Source organism: Pseudomonas sp. HC1(2025) (assembly GCF_058742075.1).
On sequence record NZ_CP196017.1, the window covers coordinates 2,748,656 to 2,775,034 of the forward strand.

Consider the following 26,379-nt stretch of genomic DNA (forward strand, 5'->3'; position numbering starts at 1 on the left):
GTCAAGTCTTGGAGGAGATCACCAGCAGATAGTCGGTGTAGCGCTCGATCTTGAGGGCAAAGACGTTCTCCAGCGTCGTCAGGCCCTCGTCCAGGTCGTTGAGCTGAAAGGTGCCGCTGACCTTGAGTGCGCCCAGGCGCGAGTCCCGCAGCACTATGATTCCCGGACGATAGCGTTCGAGTTGCTCAAGCACCTGCGCCAGCGGTGTCAGCTCGAAGACCAGGCGACCTTGCTCCCAGGCCAGCATCGTGTCGACGTCCACACGCTGCTTGGCGCCCAGGCCATCGGCACGCCCGCCAACGGTCTCGCCAGCGCCGAGCGTCACCTTGTCAGGCACGCCCGTGACGGCCACACGCCCGCGGCGCACCGTGACATCCACGTGCTCTGCATCACGGCGCACGGCGTAGATCGTGCCCAGGGCCGTCGCGCTCAAGGCTCCCGCCTGCACACTGAAGGGCCGCTGCGGGTCCGGCTTCACGTCGAACACGGCCTCGCCTTTGCGCAGGGTAATGCGCCGCCCATCGTCAGTGAATTTCACATCAACGGCGCTGTTGGCATTCAAGGTGATCTGCGAACCATCAGCTAGCACGACCTGTCGACGTTCACCGGTGCCGGTGTAATAGTCGGCATCCAATGCCATTCGTTGCGCCCATGTCACGCCGAGCCCGAGCACCAACGACGCCGCGATACCCATTGCCCACAGGCGACGCGCGGACGGCCGTGCCGAAGCAGCAGGCTGGGCCAGATGCGCACTTAAGCTCCACATCCGACGCGCTTCGACAAACGCCTGCTGATGCTCCGGCGCCTGTTCGCACCATGCCCGCGCCGCCGCCACATCCGATGGCTGCACCGAACCCGAGGTGAGGCGAATCACCCACGCGTGGGCAGTGCGCTGGATTTCGCTGAGGGATGGCGTGGTGTGGGGTTGATCGTGCATACCGGCTATCGTTGCAGGCATTGGCTGAGAAAGTCGAGCGCAATAGCCAATTGTTTTTCCACCGTACTGACCGAAACCTTCAGTTGCAGGGCCACTTCCTTGTGGGGCAGGTTTTGCAGCCGACACAGCGTGAATATCTCCTGGCACTGGGTAGGCAAGCGGTGCAGTGCGTGAGCCATCGCGGCCAGTTCTTGTTGCGCGACCACCACATCGAACAGCGCCGGGCTCTCGCCGGTCACCTCGTAGAGGTAGGCGGTGCCTTCGTCGAGGCGCTCTCGCGTCTGCCTGCTGCGCGCATGATCAATCGCCAAGTTGCGCGCAACTTTAAAGATAAAGCCGCGTAGATTGAGCACCGGCTTGCGGGGTGGCTGGCGGAGCAGGCGCAGGTAGGTTTCCTGGGTCAGATCGGCCGCAGTCTCAGGATTGCGCAACTGACGATGAAGAAACGAACGCAACTCGGTGGCATGGGCCCGAAACGCCACCTCAAGCTCTTCGGTGGTCATGCTCGACATTAGCAGAGATCACGCAGAGGAAAGTCCTGCACTTTAATGATAGTGCTTCGCATTAACAATCTTTTCTTGGGCTGCCATCTCGATCGGCCTGTGACTGGGACTGGTCGTCTTGGGCGATTGCTGTTTGTACCTGGTTTAAAGCCCCCATCGCTCAAGCTCAGGCGTGCGCCCGTCAAGTAAAAGCGAAGGCGCCATGGCGCTCGCTGTTTTCAGCAAGTGCATATCTGTAAATACCGGGCCTAGCAGCTGCACGCCAATCGGCATCTGGGCCTCATCGAATCCGGCGGGCAGGGCGATTGCCGGAGTGCCCAGGTAATTACTGGCTCGGCTGAACTTGCCAATACTGGCGTGATTGACGTCCTCGTCATCCAGGGGCAAGGCACCGTGGCTGCTGACAGGCATCAACAACACCCCAAATGAGCCGATCGCACGGGTGAATGCCGCGGCTGCCGTTGCACGCTGCGCAACGGCGTGTTCGTAGGCATCACGGCTGATATCCGCACCCGCCAGGATTCGATTGCGCACCACCTTCCAGAGTAGCTGCGCGGGGTCATGGGCCAGGTGCCCAAACTCGCGATAGCCCTCATAAGCAATGATCATCGAGTTGCATTCGGAAAGCTGAGCGATATCCAACTCATCATTGGGAACCCAGCTTTCGAGCGTCCAGCCGGCCGCGTTCAGATTGCCCAAGGCCTGGTCCCATACCCGGCGGGTGCCAATGGACAGCGCACTGGGGAACGCACTCTGGTCCAGTACGAATACGGTGCCCGGCTTGGTGGGCACCCACTCACTGGCAAGTTCAGCCTCAACCTTCAACCCATTGCCCGTATACGGGCTGGCAATGATGGCGGTGAGCGCATGCGCGTCGTTTACGTCGCGGGCGATTGGGCCCAGCACATCCAGGCTTGGAGCCAGTGGAACGACACCGTCCAGGCTGATGAGGCCGCTGGACGGTTTGAAGCCAACCAAATGATTAAGCGATGCGGGAGCTCGTATCGATCCGCCGGTATCGCCACCGACGGCAATCGGTACCAGTCCTGCTGCAACTGCAACCGCCGCGCCTGAAGAGGACCCGCCCGGGGCGCGATGCAACTTGGCGTCCCAGGGGTTCCAGGGCGTGCCTCGGGTCGGGTTCTGCCCGGATAAGCCGAAGGCAAATTCGGTCATCTGGGTCTTGCCGACGATAACCATTCCCGCCGCCTGTAAACGTTGCGCGACGGCGCTGGTCGCGGAACTGATAGTGGTCAGGCGGCTTAACGAACCTGCCGAGGCCAGGGTGTTGGCGATTTCGATGTTGTCTTTGATGGCAACCGGCACGCCATGCAATGGGCTCAAGGGTTGGCCTGTATCGAGTGCACTGTCGGCGGCATCGGCGGCCGCCAAGGCTTGCTCTGCGAACACTATCGTGAAGGCGTTAAGCGCGCTGCTGCGTGCAATACGGTCCAGAAAGTATTGCGTGACGGCGCGCGAGGTGATCTGCCGGGTAGCGATCAGATGGGCAATCTGCAGGGCAGTCTGGAAACAAAGGGCTTCGGATCGTTCGCACATAATTTCTGGATTCTAAGATTTGTGAGTCGGTATCCCCGTGTTCGACGGGCGTTGACGGGGATCGCATCGCGTTGTTCGAGCCAGTGCCTATTTCAGTGGTTTTCCGGCGGTCTCTGGCATTTTGATGAAGGTCAGAAGGGTGAGCGCGGCGCCTGCGAGCACGTAATAGAAGAACCAGCTCTCTTGGCCGTGGCTCTGCAGCCAGGTCAGCAGGTATGGCGTAGTACCGCCGAGCAAGGCCACCATCAGGTTGTAGGGCGCACCAATACCGACGGCGCGAACGCTGCTCGGGAATTGTTCAGACATGATGGCTGGGGCGATCGAGGTATACAGCGCGTAGAGCAACAGGCCGAACAGCTCCACCATCAGGATCGACGAGAACGTCGGCTGCATGTTGGTGATAATCGGGTAGAAAAACAGCAGGTAACCCAGGGCAAAAACGATCAGTTGCGGCTTGCGCCCGAACTTGTCGGAGAGCATGCCGAACAGTGGGTGCACGAGCATGAACGCAACCATGGCAACCGTATTTGCCGCAAAGGCTGTCGAGGACTCCACATGCAGTGCTCGGATGGCATAGGTGGGGATGTAGATAACGAACAGGTAGAAGGCAAATGTGCTGAGGATCGAAAAGCCGACAATTCGCAGGGTCTCGCGCGGATAATCCCGCAGCAGGGTGCGTAGGGGTTGCTTCTCTACCTTTTTAGCCGGTTGCGAGGTGCAGGCTTCGGTTTCAGGCACCGACATACGCAGCCAAATACCCGCGACACCGCCCAAGGCACCGAGCAAGAACGGAATGCGCCAGCCGAACTCTCTCATTTGTTCGTCGGTGAGCAGGGTAGTAAGGGCCCAGCCGATCGCCGATGCGGTCAGAATGCCTGCGGCGGAACTGAAGAAGACAAAGCTGGAAAAGAAGCCGCGACGGTGGTCTGGCGCTAACTCGGCCAGGTAAGTAGAGGCCGACGCGTATTCACCGCCCAACGACAAACCCTGCATCAGTCGTGCAACCACCAGCAACACCGGCGCTAGCAGCCCGATCTGCTCATAGGTGGGGGTAATGCCGATCATCAGTGAGCCGCCAGCCATCAACATGATGGTGACGCCCAATGCTGATTTGCGGCCATAGCGATCAGAGTAGATCCCCAGCGCCCAACCGCCGATTGGACGCATGAAGAAACCTACGGCGAAAATAGCGAAAGTCGCCAGCAGGGACGCCGTTTCGTCAGTTTTCGGAAAAAACTGTGTAGAAAAGAACACCGCGAACGACGCATAGATCGTCCAGTCGAACCACTCCACCGCGTTCCCAATGCTGCCAGCCGCAATTTTGCGCGCGATTGATACCTGCGGCTTTACCGCTTGGGACGTTTGAGTCGCATAATTCATTGGCTTGTGCCTTTGGTTTTTGAATTGTAATTATTTTTAGACATTTGCTGGTTTGTTTTGTTTTAATTTGGCCACTTGAGCGAAGGTATTGTAAGAATATGGTCTCGTCAACCGTTGAGTCGGATGAAAAAAGACATTTTGCGCTGGATGAAACCGATCTGGCCTGCCTGGTTGCACTACAGGCAAATCCCCGTGGCACTTGGCGGGATTTGAGTACGTGCTGCGATGTGGCCGAGCGGACGCTTTCGCGTCGCCTGCAACGTTTGATGGACAGTGGATATATCCGGGTGATCGGCGAGCTTGATCCGGTTGTCGTCGGGAGTGGCCCGGTGCTGCATGCGTGGATTCGGGTAGCCGACGGGCGGCAGAAGGAAGTAGCGGAGCACTTGGCGCAACTGGCACAGACGCAGGTGGTGATGGCGACAACTGGAGAGTTCGACATCTTCACCGAGATCAACTTGCCGAATGTGGAAGCGCTGTCTGACATGGTGGTGCGAGCGTTGCCGCTGGTGCCGGGAGTAAGGCAGGTTCAATCGCAGGTGGTGCTCAGATCGTTCCGACGAGCGAGTCGCTGGCGGATTGACGGTTCGGTGCCTACTGAACCGGTGCTGGCCGGGCCTGTGAGCCTGAATGCCGATGAGATGCGCCTACTGGGCGCGTTAATGCTCGATGGAAGGGCCAGCCTGGGCGTGCTTGCCCAAACCTGTGGCGTCAGTGAACCGAAGGTTCAGCGGATGTTGAGTGGGCTGGTCGACAGTAATGCCCTGACCTTTCGTGTGGAGCTCGAACCGCTGTTGGTTGGCTATGGGGTAGAGGCGATCCTGTCGTTACAAACCCGACCGGGTGCGGCAGATGGCATTGCCCTGGAGCTGGCAAAGGATGAGCACACGCGTTGCCTGTTCGGTACCAGCGGACGTTCGCAGTTGTTTTGGCATGTGTTGTGTCGTGATATTCATGATCTGTGGGCCGTTTCAACGGCGCGGATGGGGTCCCTGGAGGGGATCATTTCTTGTGAGACCAACACGGTGGTCAGAGCCTATAAAAGGGCAGGGCGAGTGCGTCGCGGGCTTATGGTTGAGTAGTGTCCAGGCCTGCCTCCCAGCCAGCAAAAATAATCCCCGAAACCGGGGATTATTTTTAGACGGCGCTAACCAACGATTTATGGTTTATCGGCGCTCTCTGGCAGCGCATACGCAATGATGTAGTCACCCACATCCGGCGAATGGCTCATGCCACCCGCCGAGATCACCACATACTGCTTGCCGGTGGCCGGTGACTTGTAGATCAGCGGTGCCGCAACCGCACCCACTGGCAGGCGGGCTTTCCACACCTCTTTACCGGTGGCCGACTCAAGAGCCCGCAGGTAGTAGTCCTGGGTGCCGGCAAAGAACACCAGCCCCGAGGCCGTCGAGGTCGGGCCCCCCAGCGTTGGCATGCCCAGCGGGATCGGCAGGTGGGTTTTGATACCCAGCGGGCCGGTATCCTGCACGGTGCCCAACGGAACCTGCCAGACCAGTTTCCGCGTGTTCAGGTCGATGGCACTCATGCTGCCAAATGGCGGGGTGTTGCACGGCACGCCCAGGGGCGACTGGAGGATGTCGATTTTCACCCCACCATAGATGCCGGCAACTTGTGGGCGAATGGTGCCCATGAAGCCAGGCACTTCATCGGTCGAGACTTTGAACTTCTTGGTGTTTTCCTTGGTAACCAGCGCCATGCGCAAAGGGACGCGCATGTCGTTGACGAACATCATGCCGGTGTTTTCGTCGATAGAGATGCCACCCCAGTTCATGCCGCCCAGCAAGCCCGGCCATTCGATGTAGGGCTTTTCAGTTGGCGGAGTGAAGGGCCCTACGTAAACGGAGTCCTTGAACATGATCCGGCAGTACAGTTGGTCGAAGGTGCTTACGCCCCACATGGACTTTTCGGTCAGTGGCTCGGCACCAATCACCGGCATGCCTACCGAATGGGGTTGCGTCGGCGACAGGTGCTCGCCTTCGGCCGCTGGCGAAGTAGGCACCGCCCGCTCCTGAACTTCAGTGACCGGTTGGCCGGTGCGGCGATCCAGGACAAAGATATTGCCGGTTTTGGTGGTCTGGATGAGCACCGGTGTTTTTTCGCCCTGGGCGTTCTTGATGTCGTACAGCACAGGTTGGGAGGGTAGGTCGTAGTCCCACACATCGTGGTGAACGGTCTGGTAAACCCATTGGGTTTTGCCGGTCGAAGCATCGACGGCGACGACAGCCGAGCCATACTTTTCCTTGGCCTGGTTGCGGTCGCCACCCCAATAGTCAGGCGGACCGTTACCGGTGGGCAGGTAGACCAGGTTCAATGCCTTGTCGTAGGTAGGAATGGTCCATACATTGGGGGTTTCCAGGGTGAACTCTTGGTCGCCAGCGGTTGCATCCTGGCCCTCAGGCGCACCAATGTCCCATGCCCACACCAGCGCGCCGGTCAGCACGTCGAAGGCACGCACAGCGCCAGAAGGCTCTTTGGCGACGATGTCACGCACCCAGCCGCCGACCACGGTGAGATGGCCCATGACCACCGGCAGCGATGTGGGGTGATAGCGCTTGCTGTTCTCGGTCGGGCCCATGCCTTTTTTCAGGTCGACGTAACCCTTGTCGCCAAAGTTCGCGCACAGGCTGCCGGTGTGCGCATCAAGGGCAAACAAACGGGCATCCACAGACGACACCAGAATGCGCTGACGGCATTGTTGCTGGTCGCCGTACGACGTTTTGACTTCAGCGCTCAGACTGTCGTCCTTATCGATGTCGTAATAGCCCACGCCACGGCAAGTTACGTGCTCTGCGCTGCTGGCGTGGGGATCGAACTTCCAGATCGGCTTGCCAGTATCGCCGTCGAGGGCGGTGATCAGGTTTTCCGGCGTGCACGAATACAAGACGTTGCCGATCTGCAGCGGAGTGTTTTCATCCACACCGGCGCCGCCCCCTGTGGTTCTGCGGCCGGTTCGGTAGATCCAGGCAACTTGCAGGTCCTTGACGTTTTGCGGGGTGATTTGGTTGAACGGCGCAAAGCGGGTGCCTGATGCACTACGGCCAAAGGATGCCCAGTTTTCGGACGCCGAGGCGGGCTCCGTGGGTGCGGGCGCAGCTTTCGCGGCGACTGGATTGGAAATCGCACCGTGCGGATAGAGCGCCGCCACAAACGTTGCGATCAGCCCCGCAAACACAACGAGCCCCATGCCGTTGGCCAAACGCCGGGCGCGTGATGAGGTGGTTGGGAACGTAGCGCCGACCCACAGGCTGAGCGCCAGGACAATTGCCGGAACGACCAGGCGCGGCAGCAGTTCCCAGTAACTGAACTGGCCCACTTCGTAAAACGCCCAGGCACAGGTTGCCAAGGCGATGATGACTGAAAGGGCAAGGCCTATCCCTTTGCGCAAGAACATCAGCGCCGCCAGCAGCAAATACGCCAGCCCCGCGATCAAGTAGTAACTCGAGCCGCCCAGCGCAACCAGTTTGAAACCGCCGTAAATCATTGCCAGCGCTACGAGCAGCACAAGCAAGCAAAACAGCACCCTCGCGGTCGTGCCAAGTGCAACTTTGCGAGTTTTGGGTTGATGATCATCCGTCATTTTTTTAATACGTTCCGTTAGTCAATGGAAAGTGCACGCAATCAATGTGCAGGGGCAAGGCATTCAGTCGGCAGCAGGCAGTCGCGCTGATCGAGGCTGGCGGGGAGGGGGTAGTCAATCGACGCGGTCGCCGCCGAGGGCTCTAGGAAAGGAGGTTTGGCGTTGGATCGCCTTATAAGAGTTAGCGCGTTATGGCTGCCTGGAAATTGCGCGCAGTTTAGGCGCAGGGTTTTTCCGGATAAATACTCAAGGTAGAAAAGCATTATTGATGAAACAGTAACAATGGACTGCATGCGCTGCGTGATCGCCGGCCTGGTGCGGACTACCGAGTCGCGAAAAGCTCACCATACCTTAAGGGTATCCATGTAGACCTTATCCATATTGGACGCTCGCGACATCACGCCTCAGCCTGAGGCCAATAACTATAAAGAGGCGCACCATGACCGTGCTATTGAGTGAGCGCAGCCAGATTTTCCAGGGTGCCGATGCCTACGCCGTGTCGGATTATGTCAACCAGCACGTGGGCAACCACTGTATCCGTCTGCCGCCCAAGGGCCGGCCCCTGGCGAGTATCAGCCACCGGACCTTTTCCAGCCTGGACCTGTGCCGTATCAGCTATGGCGCGCCGGTGCAGGTGACGTCGGTGGCGCTGGAAACCATCTATCACTTGCAGATCCTGCTGAGCGGGCACTGCCGCTCCAACTCCCGGGGCAACGCGCAGGTCTTCGGGCCGGGGGAGATCCTGCTGATCAATCCGGATGACCCGGTGGACCTGACCTATTCCGCCGACTGCGAAAAATTCATCATCAAGTTGCCGGTGCGCCTGCTGGAAAACGCTTGCCTGGCGCAGCACTGGACGCTGCCGCAACCGGGTATTCGTTTTGCGGCGGCGCGCCATGCGCTGAGTGAAATGGACGGTTTTCTGCAGTTACTGGGGCTGATCTGCCATGAGGCGGAAAACGCCGTCGAGCCGCAAGTGCAGGACCTGTATGAGCGGATTGTCGCCAACAAGCTGTTGGCGCTGCTGGCCAGCAATGTGTTGCGGGTGGTGCCCCAGGCGGCGCATGGCGGTGGTTTCGAGGCGGTGCGCGAGTTTATCGAGGAGCACCTGGGCGAGGACATCGGTATCGAGCAATTGATGGCGGTGGCCAAGGTCAGCGAGCGGTCGCTGTATAGCCTGTTTGCGCGCCAGGTCGGCCTGTCGCCCCGTGATTATGTGCGCCGGCGCAAGCTGGAGCGGGTGCATGCGCGTTTGCAACTGAGCAGTGCGCGCAGTGTGACGGAAGTGGCGCTGGACCATGGCTTCATGCACCTGGGGCGGTTCTCCGAGGCCTATCGCAAACGCTTTGGCGAGCTGCCTTCGCAGACCTGGAAGCGCCATCGCTAAGCGGCTCGCGCCAGCCGGATACTGATGTGCAGGAAGCGGATATTGAGGAGTGGGAGGAGCACGTACGGTGAGGGCGCCTGATACAAGAACAACGGAGGGCCTGCCCCATGACCACTACACTCGACCGCCTCGCTGCACAATTGCGCGAGTCCGTTCAGGAAGATCCCGCTACCGGGGTATTTCGCTGCCGCCGCGACATTTTTACCGACCCCGACCTGTTCGCCCTGGAGATGCAGCACATCTTCGAAGGCGGCTGGCTGTACCTGGCCCATGAAAGCCAGGTGCCGGCAAACAACGACTACTACACCACCTGGATCGGCCGCCAGCCGGTGGTCATCACCCGCGACAAACAGGGTACTTTGCATGGCCTGGTCAACGCCTGTGCCCACCGTGGCGCCATGCTGTGCCGGCGCAAACAGGGCAACAAGGGCTCATTTACCTGCCCATTCCACGGCTGGACCTTCAGCAACGCCGGCAAGCTGCTCAAGGTCAAGGACGGCAAAACCGGCGCCTACCCGGACAGCTTCGACTGCGACGGCTCCCACGATCTCACGCGCCTGGCGCGCTTTGAAAACTACCGTGGCTTTCTGTTCGGCAGCCTCAGCGAGGCGGTGCCGCAACTGAGTGATTACCTGGGCGAGACCCGGGTCATCATCGACCAGATGGTCGACCAGGCCCCCCTGGGCCTGGAGGTGCTGCGCGGCAGTTCCTCGTATGTCTACGACGGCAACTGGAAGCTGCAGATCGAGAACGGCGCAGACGGTTACCACGTCAGCTCCGTGCACTGGAACTACTCGGCGACCATGGGCCGGCGCAACTACGAGGCCGAAGGCACGCGCACGGTCGATGCCAATGGCTGGTCGAAAAGCCTGGGCGGCGTCTACGCCTTCGATCACGGGCATATCCTGCTGTGGACGCGCCTGCTCAACCCCGAGGTGCGCCCGGTGCATGCCCACCGCGCGGCACTGGCCGAGCGCCTGGGCCAGGCGCGTGCTGACTTTATTGTCGACCAGACCCGCAACCTGTGCCTCTACCCCAATGTGTACCTGATGGATCAGTTCTCCACGCAGATCCGTGTGGTGCGGCCCCTCGCGGTGGACAAGACCGAAGTGACGATCTATTGCATGGCGCCAATTGGCGAAAGCGCCGAGGAGCGGGCAACGCGGATCCGCCAGTACGAAGACTTCTTTAACGTCAGCGGCATGGGCACGCCGGATGACCTGGAAGAGTTCCGCGCCTGCCAGACCGGCTACCAGGGCGCGACCACCCTGTGGAATGACCTGAGCCGTGGCGCCAAGCAGTGGGTGGAAGGGGCCGACGACAACGCCAGGGCCATGGGCATGCACCCGCAATTGAGCGGGGGCAAAACCGAAGACGAAGGCTTGTTCGTGCGCCAGCATGCGCATTGGGCCGCAAGCCTGCAGCGTGCAATAGAGCGTGAACAGCCAGGCCTGATCGCCAGCGACCGGGAGCTGCAGCCATGAGCCTGTCCCGTGACTGCCTGCTGGACTTTCTGTACCGCGAGGCGCGGCTGCTGGATGACCGCCAGTGGGATGAGTGGCTGGCGTGTTATTCGCCCAAGGTGCAATTCTGGATGCCCGCCTGGGACGACTACGACACCCTCACCGAAGACCCGCAACGCGAAATCTCGCTGATCTACTACCCCAGCCGCGATGGCCTGGAAGACCGCATCTTCCGGATCAAGACCGAACGCTCCAGCGCCAGCACGCCCGAGCCGCGCACCGTGCACTTGCTCTGCAACCTCGAAGTACTGGCCGACGATGGCGCCCAGGTGCAGCTGCGTTTCAACTGGCACACCCTCAGCCACCGCTACAAGACCACGGACAGTTATTTCGGCACCTCCTTCTATAGCCTGGACATCCGCGGCGAGCAGCCGCTGATCACGCACAAGAAGGTGGTGCTGAAAAACGATTACATCCACCAGGTCATCGACATCTACCACATCTGAGGACACCGCCATGACGTATGCCATTGCCCTGAACTTCGAAGATGGGGTTACCCGTTTTATCGACTGCAAGGTGGGGGAGAAGGTGCTCGATGCTGCTTTCCGCCAACGCATCAACCTGCCCATGGACTGCTCGGACGGTGTCTGTGGCACGTGCAAGTGCCGTTGTGAAACCGGCGCCTATGACTTGGGCGATGACTATATCGAAGACGCCCTGAGCGCGAATGAAGCCCAGGAGCGCCAGGTACTGACCTGCCAGATGGTGCCGCAGTCCGATTGCGTGATTGCCGTGCCGGTACCGTCCAGCGCGTGCAAGACCGGCACCACGCAGTTCGTCGCGACGCTGGCCAGCATCACGCGCCACGCCGATGCCGCACTGCAGGTGAGTTTCGAACTGGATCAGGCGCCGGTGTTTCTACCCGGCCAGTACGTGAACATCGGTGTGCCCGACAGCGGGCAGACGCGCTCCTATTCATTCAGCAGCCGCCCTGGCGACACGCACGCCAGTTTTCTGATCAAGCATGTACCGGGCGGGTTGATGAGCAGTTGGCTGGAGCGCGCCCAGCCGGGCGACAGCGTGCCGATGACCGGGCCGTTGGGCAGTTTTTACCTGCGTGAGGTGCACAGGCCGCTGCTGTTATTGGCCGGTGGCACCGGCCTGGCGCCGTTCCTGTCGATGCTTGAAGTGCTGGCCCTGCGGGGGGAAAGCCGGCCGATCACGCTGATCTATGGGGTGACGCGGGATCAGGACCTGGTGCTGGTCGAGGCCCTGGAGGCCTTCGCTGCGCGGTTGCCCAACCTCACGCTTGTCACCTGCGTGGCCGATCCGCAGACCGCGCACCCGCGCCAGGGGTATGTCACCCAGTATATGGCCGGCGACGTTCTCAACGATGGTGATGTCGACGTTTACCTGTGCGGGCCGCCGCCGATGGTCGATGCGGTGCGCGAGCACTTCAAGCACCAGGGCGTGAGCCCGGCCAGCTTCCATTACGAAAAATTCACCGCCAATGCCATGGCCAACTGCGATGCCGCCTGAGGAAACCAGCATGAATCTACGTTTTGACACCAAGGTTGCGCTGGTCACCGGTGCCGCCCAGGGCATCGGCCGGCGCGTCGCCGAGCGTTTGCTGGCGGAGGGCGCCTGGGTGGTCGCAATCGATCGCTCGGAACTGGTGCACGAGTTGCAGCATGCCCGGGTGCTGACCCTCATCGCCGACCTGGAGCAGCATGCCGAGTGTGCCCAGGTGATGGCCGCCGCCAAGGTGCGTTTCGGGCGCATCGATATCCTCATCAACAACGTCGGCGGGACCATCTGGGCCAAGCCCTTCGAGTATTACGCGGAGGCGCAAATCGAGGCCGAAGTGCGCCGTTCGCTGTTCCCCACGCTGTGGTGCTGCCATTGCGTGCTGCCCTACATGCTGGAGCAGGGCACTGGCGCCATCGTCAATGTGTCGTCGGTCGCCACACGGGGGGTCAATCGCGTGCCCTATGGCGCGGCCAAGGGTGGAGTGAATGCCTTGACCGCCTGCCTGGCCCTGGAAACTGCCGGCAGCGGCATCCGCGTCAACGCCACCGCACCCGGCGGCACCGAAGCACCGCCCCGGCGCATCCCGCGCAATAACCAGCCGCAGAGCGCGCAGGAGCGCGCGTGGTACCAACAAATCGTCGACCAGACCCTGGATAGCAGCCCGATGAAGCGTTACGGCAGCATCGACGAACAAGTGGGCGCGATCCTGTTCCTGGCCTCTGACGAGGCCTCCTACATCACCGGCGTGACCTTGCCGGTAGGGGGGGGCGACCTTGGTTGATTTGCCTTTTACCTGCAGGGTCTGCCGTGCCACTGGCTTGGGCATTCGAATACGCAATGTGACGGCGCGCTCAAACTACCGCAGCGACCTCAATGAGAACCGGCTGAACCTCCGTTACACCTGGCCGCAGCTTTAAACCCTGACCGAGCAGGGCCCCAGGCCTTGCTCGGTCAGTTTTTTGCAAGGCGCAGGGTGTACCGAATCATCTACCTTTACTGGTCAACCACAACCCCCTGAAACTGCCGAAGGGCAACCAAGTAATATCACCGATGAATGTATCGGCAAACTGAGCGGGCTCAGACTCAAGGACCCCCAGACCTCCCAGGACCCCCGAGGTCACGAACGAAAGCGTATTTACATCACCGGTATCGAACAGACTCGAAGTCCCCCGGGGGTGCAGTAGTGACGCATCGTTGTAGCGGACCTGCCAATTCACGGTTGGGCGGGGGAATGATTTTGCCCAGACGCGCTCCATTCCTCGGATTAGCCGCGACTGCCTGAGGGTGCCGGTCACGGCGTTGGATGTCTTGCTCATGAGGTTCCTGGCGACTGCTGGGAGAGACCGCCCCAGATACGCGCCAACCCTCACAACTTTGGCTGCCAGCGTGGTCAGCCCTGCTGCTGCTCCGGTGCTCAGGGATATCCAGGCCAGGATGCCGGAAGCCGCGGAATTGGTGTCCTGGATAACCACTGAGGCAATACCGGTCGCGAGCGAAGTGGCGGCGAGCCCAACAATCGCCGCCGTCAGTAACAGTGCCGTCCCTCCTGTCATCACGGCGGTCAATACACCGACCGCGCCCCACAGGTACGTATGAATCAAAGATCCTCCTTCGCCCAAGCCCTCCGGGCCAGGCAGGTCGTCCCCCCAAATCGCCCGTAATTGCTTATCCACGGAAAAATGCCCGGTGGGGTCCTGATAATTGACCGGGTCCCCTTCGGCACAATAGCCATACAGATTGGGTCCACCCTTACCGAACGGGCTGAGGTCATCCTGGGTAAGAAACTGCATGCTGGATGCGTCATACCAGCGTTCGCCTGTGCCCAGCGGGTACTGGCCGGTGGTGCTGTCACGGTATTCGCCGTTGAAGCCCAGTACCGAGTCGGGCTCATCCGAAAAATGCTCGCCGTAGGCGGTATAGGCATGATGCTTGAGGGTCTGGGCCTGGACATCGTAGCTGACCAACACGCTGCCGTTGAGATCCCGCAGTTCAAACAGTGTTCTGTCGACCCCGGAGCGCTTGATTTGTTGGACCGTACAGGCGGCGCTGCCGGGGTTGAGGTTGCGGCTGTTGTCGTTACTGGCGGTGGCGTAATCCCCGCAAGCCTTGAGGCCGTCGTAGATCACTTGACTTGGCTCGTCACCGCCATTACGGGTCATCAGGCGTTTGGACGGGTCATAGCTATAACGCGCACTGCCAGCCTGGATGAGCCGCCCGAGCCAGTCATAGCTGTATTTTTTGCCCGTCTGGTCCTGGGTTACCCGTCCCGCTGCGTCATAACTCAAGCTGGCAGACGCGATGTAGTCCGCGTGGCTGTTCTTGACTGTTGTAAGGCGGTAGCCATTGGCAGCGTCGTAGGTATAGGTTGCGGTGTTTTTCGCGGTGCCGATGGTGGTGATGCGGGTAAGCACGTTACCCAGTGCATCGTAGGTAAATTCCTGTTTGTCGATCTCCTTGTTCTTCGGCGTTCTTGGCCGCCAGACGCCAGTGGTGGTACAGGACTTGACCCGGCCGCCCGGCGTATAGGTCAGGCTGCGGGAGCCGAGGAGGGTGGCGCCCTGTTTCAATTGGGCCGATTTCAATTTGTCATCGGCGTAATAAGTTTGCTCCAGCAGGAGGTCAACTTTACCGGGGAGTATGAATTGGCGGCTGGTCTCACGTTGTTGCAGATCGTGGGTGTACTTCACATGGAATGTGATGGGGGAAGTGGGCTCAAGGTTGTAGGGGCCGGCAACGACTTCCTCCTGAAACAGCCCTTGATCATCGTAAATGTGGTCAGTGGTGTAGTGAAAGTTATTGCTGGCATAGCGCTGCCCGTTAGTCTTGTAGAGAAACAGTGTCTGGTTACTCAGTACGTCGGTACTGTCCAGCAAGCGCCCATTCATTGAGTGGGTGTAAAGCACTTCCTTGCTTTGACCTGGCTCGGTTTGCACCTGTTGCCGGGTGATACTGAGATAGAGGTCATGGTTGTACTGGAGGAACTGTTGGCCCTCGGTCGCCGTGGCAATACCTTGTGTGCCATAGGCGTAGGTAAAGGTGTTTTGCGCGCTGGCATCTGCGGTACTGGTCTTGGCCAGGCGATTGCCCAGCTCCTTGATGTAGTCATGCTTGAGTACGCGGCCGTCGGCGGTAACAGTGGTCGCGGGTACTGTGCTTGTGCCGCTATAGGTGTAAGTCTCGGTGCAAGAGCCGCGTGTCAGCGAGGTTACCCGGCCCCAAGTGTCGAAGCTGCGCTTGCCCAGGACCTGCCGTTTGCCACCGGACTCAAGCTCGATTTGTGTGGCGTCCCTGAATAGCCAGTGCTGCGGGTAGGTGTAGTGGTAGGTATAGATGAAGGGCACGTCGAGCAACCCACGGCCTTTTTCGCTGCGCCGTTCACTCAGCAGGCGACCATTGGCATCGTAGATGTAGTTGATGGTGATAATTCCGAACTCGCTGTCGGTAACCAACTGTTTAATTTGCTTGGCCCGATTGTAACTGGCTGTCTGGGTTTGAAAGACGGCGCCGTTCTGGCCTTTCCATTGAATTTTCTTGATGGTTTCATCCGAGTTGTACGTCGTCACGGTGGTGTGCTTGTCGGCGGCCTTGCCGGTCCATTGCGTACGGGTCATGGCGACGGGGTCATATTGATTGAAGTCTTCCCGGCCATCGCTGTAGTGCTGGCTGCTGACTTCATTCCAGTCGTCGTATCGCATCTCTTGCCATTGGATGAGCTGGGTCCCGTGCCGGTCATAATCAAAACTTGATGTCCGTAGCTCACGTCCCAGGCTGTCATAGGTAACGGCCTTGGTTTGCTTACGCAGGTTACCTTCCAGCAAGTATTCACTCACCAGCCGATCCTGGCCGTCGTATTGGGTCAAGTGGGTTTTTCCGTTGGGCTCGGTGACTTTCACTTGCCCGGGCGCGGGGTAGGCATAGGCGGTGACTTGGCGATACGTGGTGCTGTGCGCGCAGACGGTCAGGCTGAGTAACTGCCCGTATTGGCTATAGGTAAACTCGGTGCGATTGCCATCAGCGTCGACTTGGCGCAGGAGGCGGCCACTGAGGGTGCTTTGGGTTTGTGAAGACGTACGGGTCTTGCCGGTTGTGTCGGTGTCGGTGGTCGTGGTGGTCAGTTCGGTGTTACCAACCCCTCCCAGTGTGTAGTCAAAGGTGCGTATTGGATCGGTCTGCACGGGGCGCCGGTCCTTGGTCCCCAGGGTGCTCTGGGTAAGGGTCTTCACGCGACCCTTGCGAAAGTCGTCACCTTCGAAGTATTCGATAAGCTGGCCGATGAGTGCTGCATTGTAGTTCAGTTCGCTGGCGAGACTACCTTGTAAGGTACTGATGATTTTAGATTCGCTTAGATTGGGTATTTGTTTATAGGCGTGGTATTTAAAGGTGAAAATATTTAATAGTTGGGGGAATGTCCCTGGCAGCAGTTCTGGAATTATTGCCAGCAGCCCTGGATCGTCGACGATTTCAGTATCAACGTAAGTGGAAGGAAACAGCTGGGTGGGGAGTGTCAGGATAGGCGTCCATGATTCATCAGGCTCTTTGTCGGTCTGCTGCTCGGAAGTTAATGCGATCTGATTCAGCAAGTTTGTTAAGGTAGTCTCGCTCTCAGTAGATTTAATTTCACCTTTTTCTGGGGCAGGTATGTAGTCCACTACTGTAGTTACTCTTTCTTGTCGATTTCTGACAAGTGCAGAGTGGGTATTGAAGCGGTTTTCGTTTTTCTCTTCCCGACTCTTGCCGGCCTTGCTGTATATCGTCGATGTCGTGCGACTTAGTAGTTCTTCTTGCACAGTCATCGTGTATTTTTTTTGTGTTTGTGCCGCCCCTTGTACGAGCACTTCGGAGGTGACGTTGTGCTGTTCATTGTAGTTATAGGTCGTGGTGCGAATGGCCGGCACGCCCTCGCTCATGATCGTGCGGTAGTGATCCGGGTCCTGGCGCTGGTACACATAGGTGGTCACCACCGGTGTCCCGCCGCCATTGGGCGTCAGGGTATGGGTGCTAACACAGGGCAGGGCAGATAGCTTGGGGTTGTCCGGGAAGGTCAGTCCGTTGTCCTGATACTCCACCTGCTCCTGCAGCCCGTCAAAGCTGGTGATGTTGGTCAGCAGCCAGCCACAGGTCGGGTGATCGAGGTACTCGAAACTGCTTTTGATATCTGCTGCGAGGCTGACGGATTTAAGGGCGTAATTCTCGATGGCCAGGCTGTAGCTCAGGGTTTCGGCGGCGTCGTCGGGCCAGAACGTCAACGTGGCCGAACTGATGACCGGCGTGGCGGCCGGGTCCCCTGGGGTGTATTGCACCTTGAGCAGGCTGCGGGTGGCGTCGCGGATTTCGGTCAACTGGATCTGGTAGTAGGTTGCGCCGCCGATCACATGGGCGGTGGTCATCCAGCTCAGGGTCACGCTGTTGTAACCATCGGTGGTCAGGGACTCGGGGACGTAGATGCCGGTATCTGGCAGCAGTACCAGCACTTCCTTGCGGCCACCTTTGCGGTGCACGGTCAACTTGCCGTTGTTCCATTGCGCAATCACGGCGGATTGCTTCAAATCTTTATCCTTTTCCACCGTCAACACTTCACCGGAATGCATCGTGAGCTTCTTGTGCTTTTCACTGTAGGTGGTCATGGCATAGAACCAGCCATCCCCCAGCGCTGCCTCGTTATTGACCACGGGCGTATTGTGCAGGCTCATTTCGATCACCGGCCCGTTGCCGGCATTGCCCGTCAGCGACGGCAAGGGCACGTAAACCTCAAACAACCCCGTGCGTGGGTCCACGACATTGCGCTTTTGCGTGGTGGCATTGAAGATCGGATCGTTTTCGTCGTCGGTTGGGTCGGTGCCCATGGGGTTGTGCGCCATCATCCTCTCCTTGATTTTTACCCTGTTCAAAAACTACGCGACGGCGAACGCGCACGTAACTGTCAAATCTCACAGTCGTTTATATCGTTTAGTAATGGGTGTAGGATTTTTTACTCTCTCCTTTAACCGTGGAGCTGCGTGTGGAATCCGTCACGATGAACCCGAATATTGAACCTCAGGCTGTGTGCACTCCGATCACCCGCGCGGCCATTTTCATGGTCGCCACACTTGCTCCCGGTAGCGATGCGGCCAGGACGGTACGCCAGTGGTGCGGCGATATCGCCGCCCTTACGCGCTCCGTGGGCAAGCGCGTGCCCGACGGTAGCCTGACCTGTGTCTGCGGCTTCGGCTCGACGGCCTGGGACGCGCTGTTCGGCAACCCACGCCCGGCGTCCCTGCATCCGTTTCAGGCAGTTGGCGTAGCGGGGCGCATGGCGGTTGCCACGCCTGGGGATGTGTTGCTGCACATTCGCGCCGAGCGCATGGACCTGTGTTTTGAACTGGCCACGCAAATCATGGCGGCCCTGGGGGATGCGGTGGTCGTGGTGGATGAGGTCCAGGGATTTCGCAATTTCGACATGCGCAGCATCATCGGGTTTGTCGATGGCACCGAGAACCCGACCGGGCGCAAGGCTGTCGGTTTCACCATCGTCGCTGACGAAGACCCGGCGTTCAGTGGCGGCAGCTATGTGCTGGTGCAAAAGTACCTGCACAACATGGGTGCCTGGAACGCGTTGTCCACCGAGGCCCAGGAGCGGGTGATCGGGCGTACCAAACTGGCGGATATCGAACTGGCGGATGAGGCCAAGCCGAGCAACTCCCACAGTGCCTTGACCACCATCACCGAGGATGGCGAGGAAGTGAAGATCCTGCGCGAAAACATGCCCTTCGGCCGGCCGGGAGCGGGGGAGTTCGGCACCTATTTCATCGGCTATGCGCGCACGCCGCAGCCGCTGGAGCTGATGCTGGAGAACATGTTTGTCGGCCGGCCTGCCGGCAACTATGACCGGCTGCTGGATTTCAGTACGGCGGTCACCGGTGGCTTGTTTTTTGTGCCGTCCGCGGATCTGCTGGAAGAACTGGCCGAGCGTGAGCCTTAGGGGCGGCCACGCTCGGCAATCTGCCAGGTAAGGCTCACTTCGCCACTGCCTGCATCAGCAACTTGCGAATCTCCCCGGTAATCGCACTTTTGGTGCCTTGCTCCAGAATCCCCACCCGGCGTACCGCCAAGTCTCCAGGCAGCGGCAGTACGCGCAGGCTGGGGTCTTTGTGCCAGTCAAAGTTCTTCAACAGCGGCACGATTGCCACACCGACTTGCTGGCGGACCAGGTCGGCGATACCGATGATCGAGTTCAATTCGAGGATTTCCAGCGGCTCGACCGATTCACTCTTGATGATCGATTGCACCTTGCGGCCTACGGCGGTGGACCGGTCATAGCGAATGAACGGCTGGGTCCTGAGCAATTCCACGGCGTCGTTGATACCCGCGGTCTGCGCGGTGTTGGCGAGCATGACGATGGGCTCGTTGTAGAGCAGGGTCCAGCTCAAGCCGTCGAAGTTTTGCCGCGCCGTCTCGATCAACAACGCCGCGTCGAGCTTGGCGGCGTGTACCAGGTTGACCACCTCGTCGGAGCGGGCAGTCATCAGGTTGACCGAGATGCGCGGGTGCAGCTTTTTCAGTTGCACCAGGCAATTGGCGAGCAGGCCCATGCCGGAGGTAATACCGCCGATGGACACTTCGCCCTCCATGGCCATGCCATCGGGCGCCTCGGCGATCATTTGCTCGTAGTCCGCCAACAGGCGCTTGGCCTTGGGCAGCAACAATACGCCATCGCGGCTGAGCTTGATCTGCCGCTGGCTGCGGTCGAACAGTGGCCGGCGCATCTCTTCTTCGAGGGCGCGCATTTGCTGGCCGACAGCGGCATTGGTCAGGGCCACCCGGTCGGCGGCGGCAGCGAAACTGCCGTATTCGGCGACGGCGATAAACGTCTTGAAGAAGCGAATGTTGCTCATGGGCAGGCCCGTGGTCATGGGTGTGCCTGAATCGTAAAGGTTTTGTTTACTCAGGTTAAAGTTAAATTAGTTTTTCTTTTTATAGAGCCCGGCCAATACTCAAGCCCGAACTGACTCGGCGAACTTACCCAATGAGCAATCCAGATATCAGCCCTGAACACGCAGCATTGCGTGCTGCAAAGAACGTGTATCACCTCGGCGCGACCACCGTGTACTCCCATCATGGGGACAGCCGGTTTGCCTACACCCTCTATGTGCCTGAAGCCATCGAGGACAGCACCCGGCCAATCGACCTGGTGGTGTCGCTGCACGGTTCAACCCGTGCGATGGAGATTTACCGCAATGGCTTCGCCGAATTTGGTCGCTGGAACGATTGTGTGATCCTGTCGCCGCTGTTCCCGGTCGGCGTGCTGGGGGACGGCAATGGCGATGGCTACAAGCAGATGGTCGAAGGCGATATCCGCTACGACCAGGTGTTGCTCGACATGATTGCCAGTGTCGGCAAGCGTTACGGCCGCCGCTTTGAAACCTTCGCGCTGTTCGGCTATTCCGGTGGGGGGCAATTCACCCATCGCTTCTGCTACCTGCACCCCGAGAAACTCTGGGCGGCGTCCATCGGCGCACCGGGCTCGGTGACCCTGCTCGATGCCGATCAGGACTGGTGGGTCGGCGTGCGGGACTTTGCCACGCGCTTCGGCAAGCCGCTGAACCTGCCAGCCTTGCAGCGCTTGCCGGTGCACATGGTGGTGGGTGATTCAGACCTCGAAACCTGGGAAATCACCCACCGTGAAGGTGGCAAACACTACATGGCCGGTGCCAACGCTGCCGGGCGCACGCGACCTGAGCGCCTGGCCACCTTGAAGGCGAGCTTCGAAGCCGCCGGCGTGCAGGTGCACTTTGACTTGCTGCCCAACGTCGCGCACCAGGGCGTCAAGGCCATGCCGGCCGCCCAGGACTTTTTTGCCAAGGTGTTGCGCCACAAGCGCAGCCTGGGCTGATACACCGTAGGTAGATGCACTCAGAACAGACCGTATAACAATAACCAAGGATTCACTCATTCTGATGCCGGTCCTGCCTTGGCCCTCGCCACTGACCGGAAAATTTCTTCAAGGAGTCTTTCTCCCGTGAATAGTTACGTAAAGACGGCAGTGGCCGTTGCGATGTCGGCGTGCGCCTTTTCCATGGCCGTTGCCCAAGACCAGGTCATCAGTGTCGGCATCAACGGTGATATCCGCAGCAGCGACCCAGGGGTCAACCGGGACGACAATACCGACGCGGTGATGATGCATATCGTCGAAGGTTTGGTGGCGTACCGCGAAGACACCAGCATCGCACCGATGCTGGCCAGTGCGGTTGCCGTCTCGGCCGATGGCCTGCGCTACACCTTTACCCTGCGCGACGGCGTTCTCTTCCAGAACGGCCAGCCATTGACGGCCAAGCAGGTGCAATGGACCTGGCAGCGCTACCTCGATCCCAAGACCCAGTGGCGTTGCCTGGCGGAGTTCGATGGGCGCGGCGCGGCCAAGATCGTCGATGTCTCAAGCCCAGACCCGAAAACCGTGGTGTTCACCCTGGACCAGGCCAATGGCTTGTTCCTGGCCGCCATGGCCCGTCCGGATTGTGCCGGCAGCGGCATCTTGCACCCAGACTCCCTGGCCGCCGATGGCAGTTGGCGCGCACCGATTGGCACCGGCCCGTTCACCCTGGGCAAATGGCAGAAGGGCCAGTACGTCGAGCTGGATCGCTTCAAGCAATACACCCCGCGTGCCGAAGGCGAGGCGGACGGTTACACCGGCAATAAGCAGGCGTTTGTCGACACCGTGCGCTTCCAGGTGATCCCCGATGCAGCCTCGGCCAAGGCCGCGCTGCTGTCAGGTGGCGTGGACCTGCTGCCGGACGTGACCGCGATGGATGCCGCGCAACTCAAGCAGGTCAAGAACCTGCAGATCCAGGTCAGCCCGATCATGACCATCAGCGGCCTGTTGTTCCAGACCCGCGACCCGCTGCTCAAGGATGTGCGCATCCGGCGCGCGGTGGCCTTGTCCCTGGATTACGCGCAGATGGTGGCGGCGTTGTCCGATGGCTTGTCGGTGGTCAACAACTCAGTGATTCCCACCGCGAGCCCTTACTACGACGGCATCGCGCAGCAGGGTTACACCTACAACCTCGACGAGGCCCGGCGCTTGTTGAAAGAGGCCGGCTACCGCGGGGAAAAAATCCGCATGCTGGTCAACAAGCGCTACCCGCAGATGTTCGACATGGGCTTGCTCAGCCAGGCCATGACCCAGGCAGCAGGGCTGAACATCGAGATGGAAACCCTGGAGTGGGGCACGCAGCTGGAGCGTTACCAGAGCGGTAGCTACCAAATGATGTCGTTCTCCTATTCGGGGCGTTTCGATGCGGCGCAAAGCTACGAATCGGTGATCGGCGACAAGGACAAGGAGCCGCGTAAAGTCTGGGACAACCCCCAGGCCCTGGCGATTTTGCGCGAGGCCCAGCGGGAAGTTGACCCTGCCAAGCGCCGGCCACTGTTCGACCAGCTGCACACGCTGATGCTCAAGGATGTGCCCATGGTGGTCATCTACAACGGCACTGCCATCGGCGCCATGGGTAAGCGCGTTGAGGGTTATCGTTCCTGGCCCGTTGCCAAGCCGCGCCTGTGGGGCGTGAAGCTGGCCGACACTTCCAAGTAAGGCGTAGCGCTATGTTTCGATTCATATTGCACAGGCTCGGCATGGCGGTGCCGACCCTGTTGCTGATCTCGGTGATTGTATTTGCCTTGATCCGCCTGATCCCCGGCGACCCGGCGCTGTTGATGCTGGGCGACATGGCCGACCCGCAAAGCCTGGCCGACATGCGCAGCAGCCTGGGCCTGGACCACTCGGTGGTGACCCAGTACCTGATCTGGATCAAGTCGGTGCTCAGTGGCGACCTTGGGGTGTCCATCAGCAGCCGTCAGCCGGTGCTGGAGTTGCTGGTCGAGCGTTTCAGCGTCAGTGCGACCGTGGTGCTGGTGGCAGTGTTGCTGGCGACCCTGCTCGCGGTGCCGGTGGGCTTGCTCGCAGCCTGGAAGCAAAACAGTGCGATGGACCTGGGGCTGGTGGCGACGGCAACGTTGTTGCTGTCGGTACCGAGCTTCTGGTTGGGCTTGCTGCTGCTGTATGTCTTCGGCATTCAGTTGGGCTGGTTGCCGGTGATCGGTTACGTCGGCTTCGCCACCGACCCTATGAAAGCGCTGACCTATGTGGTGCTGCCGATCATCACCCTGACGCTGGTGGAGTTCGGCGCCATTGCCCGGATGGCCCGGGCCAGCACCATCGAGGTGCTACGCCTGGAGTACATCGCCCATGCCCGGGCCAAGGGCTTGTCGGAAAGCGCGGTGCTGTGGCGACACGCCTTGCGCAACGCATTTGCGCCGACCTGGACCTTGATTGGCCTGATCCTGGGCAACCTGCTCGGCGGCATTGCGGTGCTGGAAACCGTGTTCACCTTGCCCGGCATCGGCCGGTTGATGGTCGATGCGATCTTCTCCCGCGACTACCCGGTGCTGCAGGGGTGCCTGCTGCTGGTCACCTGCATCTATGTGTTGGTCAACCTGTTGGTGGATCTGCTGTATCCGCTGTTCGATCCAAGGGTGAAGCTATGAACCTCAAGACTCCTGCCTTGCCCACCGTGGCGGCGATCTCGCCTCGGCGGCGCCGGCGTTACCCGCCGCTCAACGCCCTGATCGGCGGCAGCTTGCTCGCGGTCCTGGTGTTACTGGCATTGCTCGGCGTGGTGTGGACGCCTTACGACCCGCTCAAGTTGGACCTGCTCTCACGCCTGCACGCACCGAGTGCCGTGCATTGGCTTGGCACCGACGAGTTTGGCCGCGATGTGTTCAGCCGCCTGATCATTGGCGCGCGTACCAGCTTGTGGATCAGCCTGCTCTCGGTCAGCGTGGCGGTGATCTGCGGCACGGTGATCGGCATGCTCGCCGGTTACCTGCGCGGCTGGACCGACCGGGTGCTGATGATGCTCAACGACGCGTTGCTGGCGTTCCCCGGCATCCTCATGGCCCTGGGCATCATGGCGATTGTCGGCGCCAGCCAGTACGGCATCGTGCTCGCCCTGGGCATCGCCTACACCCCATCGGTGGTGCGGGTGGTGCGCGGCAGCGTGCTGTCACTGCGTGAGCTGGAGTTCATCGAGGCTTCGCGGGTGATCGGCAACTCCGAGCTGTACACCATGTTCCGCCACATCACCCCCAACTGCCTGGCGCCCCTGTGTGTACTGGCCACCAGTATGTTTGGCTGGGCGTTGCTCTCGGAGAGCGCGTTGAGCTTCCTCGGCCTCGGGGTGCCACCGCCGGCCGCGACCTGGGGCAGCATGCTCTCGGCAAGCCGCACCTATATCTCGACGGCGCCGTGGCTGGGGATCTTCCCGGGCATCTTTATCAGCCTGACGTTGCTGGCTATCAATCTGTTCGGCGATGCGTTGCGTGATCGTCTCGACCCGCGCATGAGGAAATGAGCATGAGCGCTCCAGTGCCTTTACTGGCCGTTGAAAATCTGCAGATTCGCGTTGGCGTGGACGGTCCGCTGGCCGTCGACGACTTCAGCTTCACCATGGCCCCTGGCGAAATCGTCGCCCTGGTGGGCGAGTCTGGCAGCGGCAAGACCATGGCCGCCCGCGCCGCCATTGGCTTGCTGCCGGCACCCATGCAAGTGTGCGGCGGGCGCATCCTGTTCCAGGGGCAAGCGCTGGACAGCAGCGATGCCAAGGCCATGCGTGCGGTGCGTGGTGCGCGGATCGGCATGGTGTTCCAGGAACCGATGGTCTCGCTCAACCCCGCGCTGACTATTGGCCGGCAGATGAGCGAGGCGCTCAAGCTGCATACCGCGCTGGATGCGGCGACGATCCACGGGCGCTGCATCGCCATGCTGCAACGCATCGGCATCAAGGACGGCGAAAAATGCCTGGCATCCTACCCGCACCAATTCTCCGGCGGCATGCGCCAACGCATCATGCTGGCTTCGGTGATGTTGCTGCGCCCGGCGCTGCTGATCGCCGACGAACCGACCACGGCCCTGGACTGCCTGGCGCAACTGGACGTGATCGAGTTGATGCTGGAGCTGACCCGCGAGCAGGGCACCGCGATCCTGTTCATCAGCCACGACCTGTCCCTGGTGGCGCGGTATGCCCATAAAGTGGTGGTGATGCGCTCGGGCAAGGCGGTGGAGCAGGGCCGTATCGAAGACATCCTCTTTGCCCCCAAGGCTGAATACACCCGGCAGTTGCTCGAAGCGCTACCCCGGCGTGGGACGCTGGGGCCATTGCCGGCGGCCGACAGCCCGTTGCTGCAGGTCCGGGATGTGTGTATCGAGCACCCGGGGCCACGGAGTTTCTGGGGGCGCAGCGTGCCCAAGCGCGTGGTGCACTCGGTGAACCTGAGCATCGCGCCGGGCGAGACCCTGGCCCTGGTCGGTGGCAGCGGTTCGGGCAAGACCACCCTGGGGCGTGCGGTCGTCGGGTTGGTCAACCCGTGCGCCGGGGCGATTCTGTTCCAGGGCGTGGATATCCTCAACGCCGCCAACCGCGCGCATCGCCTGCAATGCCAGATGATCTTCCAGGACCCGTATTCGTCCCTCGATCCGCGCATGACGGTCGGCCAGATCCTCGCCGAGCCGCTGCGCCATGAGCCGGCCCTGACGGTTGCGCAAAAACGCCAGCGGGTCACCGACACCCTGGTCGACGTGGGCCTGCCCGAACAGTTTCGCGAGCGCTTTGCCCATCAACTCTCCGGCGGTCAACGCCAGCGCGTGGCGATCGGCCGGGCGCTGGTGCGCCGGCCCAAGCTGGTGATTGCCGACGAGCCGATTTCGGCGTTGGACATGACCATCCAGAAACAGATCCTCGAACTGTTCGAGCGTCTGCAACGCCAATATGGCTTTGCCTGCCTGTTCATCTCCCACGACCTCTCGGCGGTGGAGCGCATCGCCCACCGCGTGGCGGTGATGAACCAGGGCGAGGTGGTCGAAATGGGCCCGCGTGACACGATTTTCGACACCCCGCAACACCCTTACACCCGCCGGCTACTTGCGGCGGCCAGCCCCTTGGAGAAACGCGCGGACGGCAGCTACCGCCTCCGTGCCAGTGTGATTTAGGTACTGC

At 60.4% G+C, this 26,379-nt stretch carries 19 protein-coding genes; 12 read left to right on the forward strand and 7 right to left on the reverse strand.

Going from position 1 to position 26,379, the window contains the following annotated elements; translation table 11 throughout:
* Position 1 precedes the first annotated feature (1 nt).
* From ACSSVH_RS12505 to ACSSVH_RS12520, 4 genes are all read right to left on the reverse strand, one after another.
* Positions 2 to 937: a FecR family protein gene (locus tag ACSSVH_RS12505; protein ID WP_492634628.1), complete on the reverse strand. Its 936-nt coding sequence runs from the start codon at positions 935 to 937 to the stop codon at positions 2 to 4.
* A 5-nt stretch (positions 938 to 942) separates the two neighbouring features.
* The gene (locus tag ACSSVH_RS12510; RefSeq protein ID WP_262376891.1) at positions 943 to 1,440 is read right to left on the reverse strand and encodes an RNA polymerase sigma factor; all 498 of its coding nucleotides are present in this window, start codon (positions 1,438 to 1,440) and stop codon (positions 943 to 945) included.
* Between the two features lie 144 nt (positions 1,441 to 1,584).
* Entirely contained in the window at positions 1,585 to 2,997 is a 1,413-nt protein-coding gene (locus ACSSVH_RS12515; RefSeq protein WP_492634629.1) for an amidase, read from the reverse strand.
* An 87-nt stretch (positions 2,998 to 3,084) separates the two neighbouring features.
* Entirely contained in the window at positions 3,085 to 4,377 is a 1,293-nt protein-coding gene (locus ACSSVH_RS12520) for an MFS transporter (protein ID WP_170041462.1), read from the reverse strand.
* Between the two features lie 98 nt (positions 4,378 to 4,475).
* Between ACSSVH_RS12520 and ACSSVH_RS12525 the strand changes: the two genes are divergently transcribed.
* Positions 4,476 to 5,459, forward strand: coding sequence for an Lrp/AsnC family transcriptional regulator (locus ACSSVH_RS12525; protein WP_432755707.1), 984 nt, complete (start codon positions 4,476 to 4,478; stop codon positions 5,457 to 5,459).
* Positions 5,460 to 5,536: 77 nt separating this feature from the next.
* On the opposite strand, the gene ACSSVH_RS12530 is transcribed toward ACSSVH_RS12525, so the two are convergent.
* The gene (locus ACSSVH_RS12530; protein WP_492634630.1) at positions 5,537 to 7,975 is read right to left on the reverse strand and encodes a membrane-bound PQQ-dependent dehydrogenase, glucose/quinate/shikimate family; all 2,439 of its coding nucleotides are present in this window, start codon (positions 7,973 to 7,975) and stop codon (positions 5,537 to 5,539) included.
* Between the two features lie 439 nt (positions 7,976 to 8,414).
* On the opposite strand from ACSSVH_RS12530, the gene ACSSVH_RS12535 reads away from it, so the two are divergent.
* The 5 genes from ACSSVH_RS12535 (at position 8,415) to ACSSVH_RS12555 (ending at position 13,136) form a co-directional block, all read left to right on the forward strand.
* Positions 8,415 to 9,362 carry an AraC family transcriptional regulator gene (locus ACSSVH_RS12535; RefSeq protein ID WP_169951480.1) on the forward strand — a complete coding sequence of 316 codons (948 nt, stop codon included), beginning with the start codon at positions 8,415 to 8,417 and terminating at the stop codon, positions 9,360 to 9,362.
* Between the two features lie 107 nt (positions 9,363 to 9,469).
* Complete coding sequence (locus tag ACSSVH_RS12540; RefSeq protein ID WP_492634631.1) at positions 9,470 to 10,846, forward strand: Rieske 2Fe-2S domain-containing protein; 1,377 nt, start codon at positions 9,470 to 9,472, stop codon at positions 10,844 to 10,846.
* Complete coding sequence (gene benB, locus ACSSVH_RS12545) at positions 10,843 to 11,331, forward strand: benzoate 1,2-dioxygenase small subunit (protein ID WP_169951484.1); 489 nt, start codon at positions 10,843 to 10,845, stop codon at positions 11,329 to 11,331. The genes ACSSVH_RS12540 and benB overlap by 4 nt, the downstream gene beginning before the upstream one ends.
* 10 nt (positions 11,332 to 11,341) lie before the next feature.
* Positions 11,342 to 12,364: a benzoate 1,2-dioxygenase electron transfer component BenC gene (gene benC, locus ACSSVH_RS12550; RefSeq protein ID WP_492634632.1), complete on the forward strand. Its 1,023-nt coding sequence runs from the start codon at positions 11,342 to 11,344 to the stop codon at positions 12,362 to 12,364.
* Positions 12,365 to 12,374: 10 nt separating this feature from the next.
* Positions 12,375 to 13,136 carry a 1,6-dihydroxycyclohexa-2,4-diene-1-carboxylate dehydrogenase gene (locus ACSSVH_RS12555; protein WP_170041457.1) on the forward strand — a complete coding sequence of 254 codons (762 nt, stop codon included), beginning with the start codon at positions 12,375 to 12,377 and terminating at the stop codon, positions 13,134 to 13,136.
* A gap of 202 nt (positions 13,137 to 13,338) precedes the next feature.
* Here the strand turns inward: ACSSVH_RS12555 and ACSSVH_RS12560 are convergent, their stop codons facing one another.
* On the reverse strand, positions 13,339 to 18,213 hold the full coding sequence (locus ACSSVH_RS12560) for an RHS repeat-associated core domain-containing protein (protein WP_492634633.1): 4,875 nt from the start codon (positions 18,211 to 18,213) through the stop codon (positions 13,339 to 13,341).
* Between the two features lie 155 nt (positions 18,214 to 18,368).
* On the opposite strand from ACSSVH_RS12560, the gene ACSSVH_RS12565 reads away from it, so the two are divergent.
* Positions 18,369 to 19,313 carry a Dyp-type peroxidase gene (locus ACSSVH_RS12565; protein ID WP_492634634.1) on the forward strand — a complete coding sequence of 315 codons (945 nt, stop codon included), beginning with the start codon at positions 18,369 to 18,371 and terminating at the stop codon, positions 19,311 to 19,313.
* A 34-nt stretch (positions 19,314 to 19,347) separates the two neighbouring features.
* On the opposite strand, the gene ACSSVH_RS12570 is transcribed toward ACSSVH_RS12565, so the two are convergent.
* Positions 19,348 to 20,244, reverse strand: a complete 897-nt coding sequence (locus ACSSVH_RS12570) for a LysR family transcriptional regulator (protein WP_262376890.1) — start codon at positions 20,242 to 20,244, stop codon at positions 19,348 to 19,350.
* A gap of 113 nt (positions 20,245 to 20,357) precedes the next feature.
* On the opposite strand from ACSSVH_RS12570, the gene ACSSVH_RS12575 reads away from it, so the two are divergent.
* From ACSSVH_RS12575 to ACSSVH_RS12595, 5 genes are all read left to right on the forward strand, one after another.
* On the forward strand, positions 20,358 to 21,224 hold the full coding sequence (locus ACSSVH_RS12575; protein ID WP_492634635.1) for an alpha/beta hydrolase: 867 nt from the start codon (positions 20,358 to 20,360) through the stop codon (positions 21,222 to 21,224).
* A 126-nt stretch (positions 21,225 to 21,350) separates the two neighbouring features.
* Positions 21,351 to 22,919, forward strand: coding sequence for an ABC transporter substrate-binding protein (locus tag ACSSVH_RS12580; protein ID WP_170057368.1), 1,569 nt, complete (start codon positions 21,351 to 21,353; stop codon positions 22,917 to 22,919).
* A gap of 11 nt (positions 22,920 to 22,930) precedes the next feature.
* Positions 22,931 to 23,872, forward strand: a complete 942-nt coding sequence (locus ACSSVH_RS12585) for an ABC transporter permease (RefSeq protein ID WP_169951498.1) — start codon at positions 22,931 to 22,933, stop codon at positions 23,870 to 23,872.
* On the forward strand, positions 23,869 to 24,738 hold the full coding sequence (locus tag ACSSVH_RS12590; RefSeq protein ID WP_170041454.1) for an ABC transporter permease: 870 nt from the start codon (positions 23,869 to 23,871) through the stop codon (positions 24,736 to 24,738). Before ACSSVH_RS12585 ends, ACSSVH_RS12590 begins: the two co-directional genes overlap by 4 nt.
* A gap of 2 nt (positions 24,739 to 24,740) precedes the next feature.
* Complete coding sequence (locus tag ACSSVH_RS12595) at positions 24,741 to 26,372, forward strand: ABC transporter ATP-binding protein (RefSeq protein WP_492634636.1); 1,632 nt, start codon at positions 24,741 to 24,743, stop codon at positions 26,370 to 26,372.
* Positions 26,373 to 26,379 lie beyond the last annotated feature (7 nt).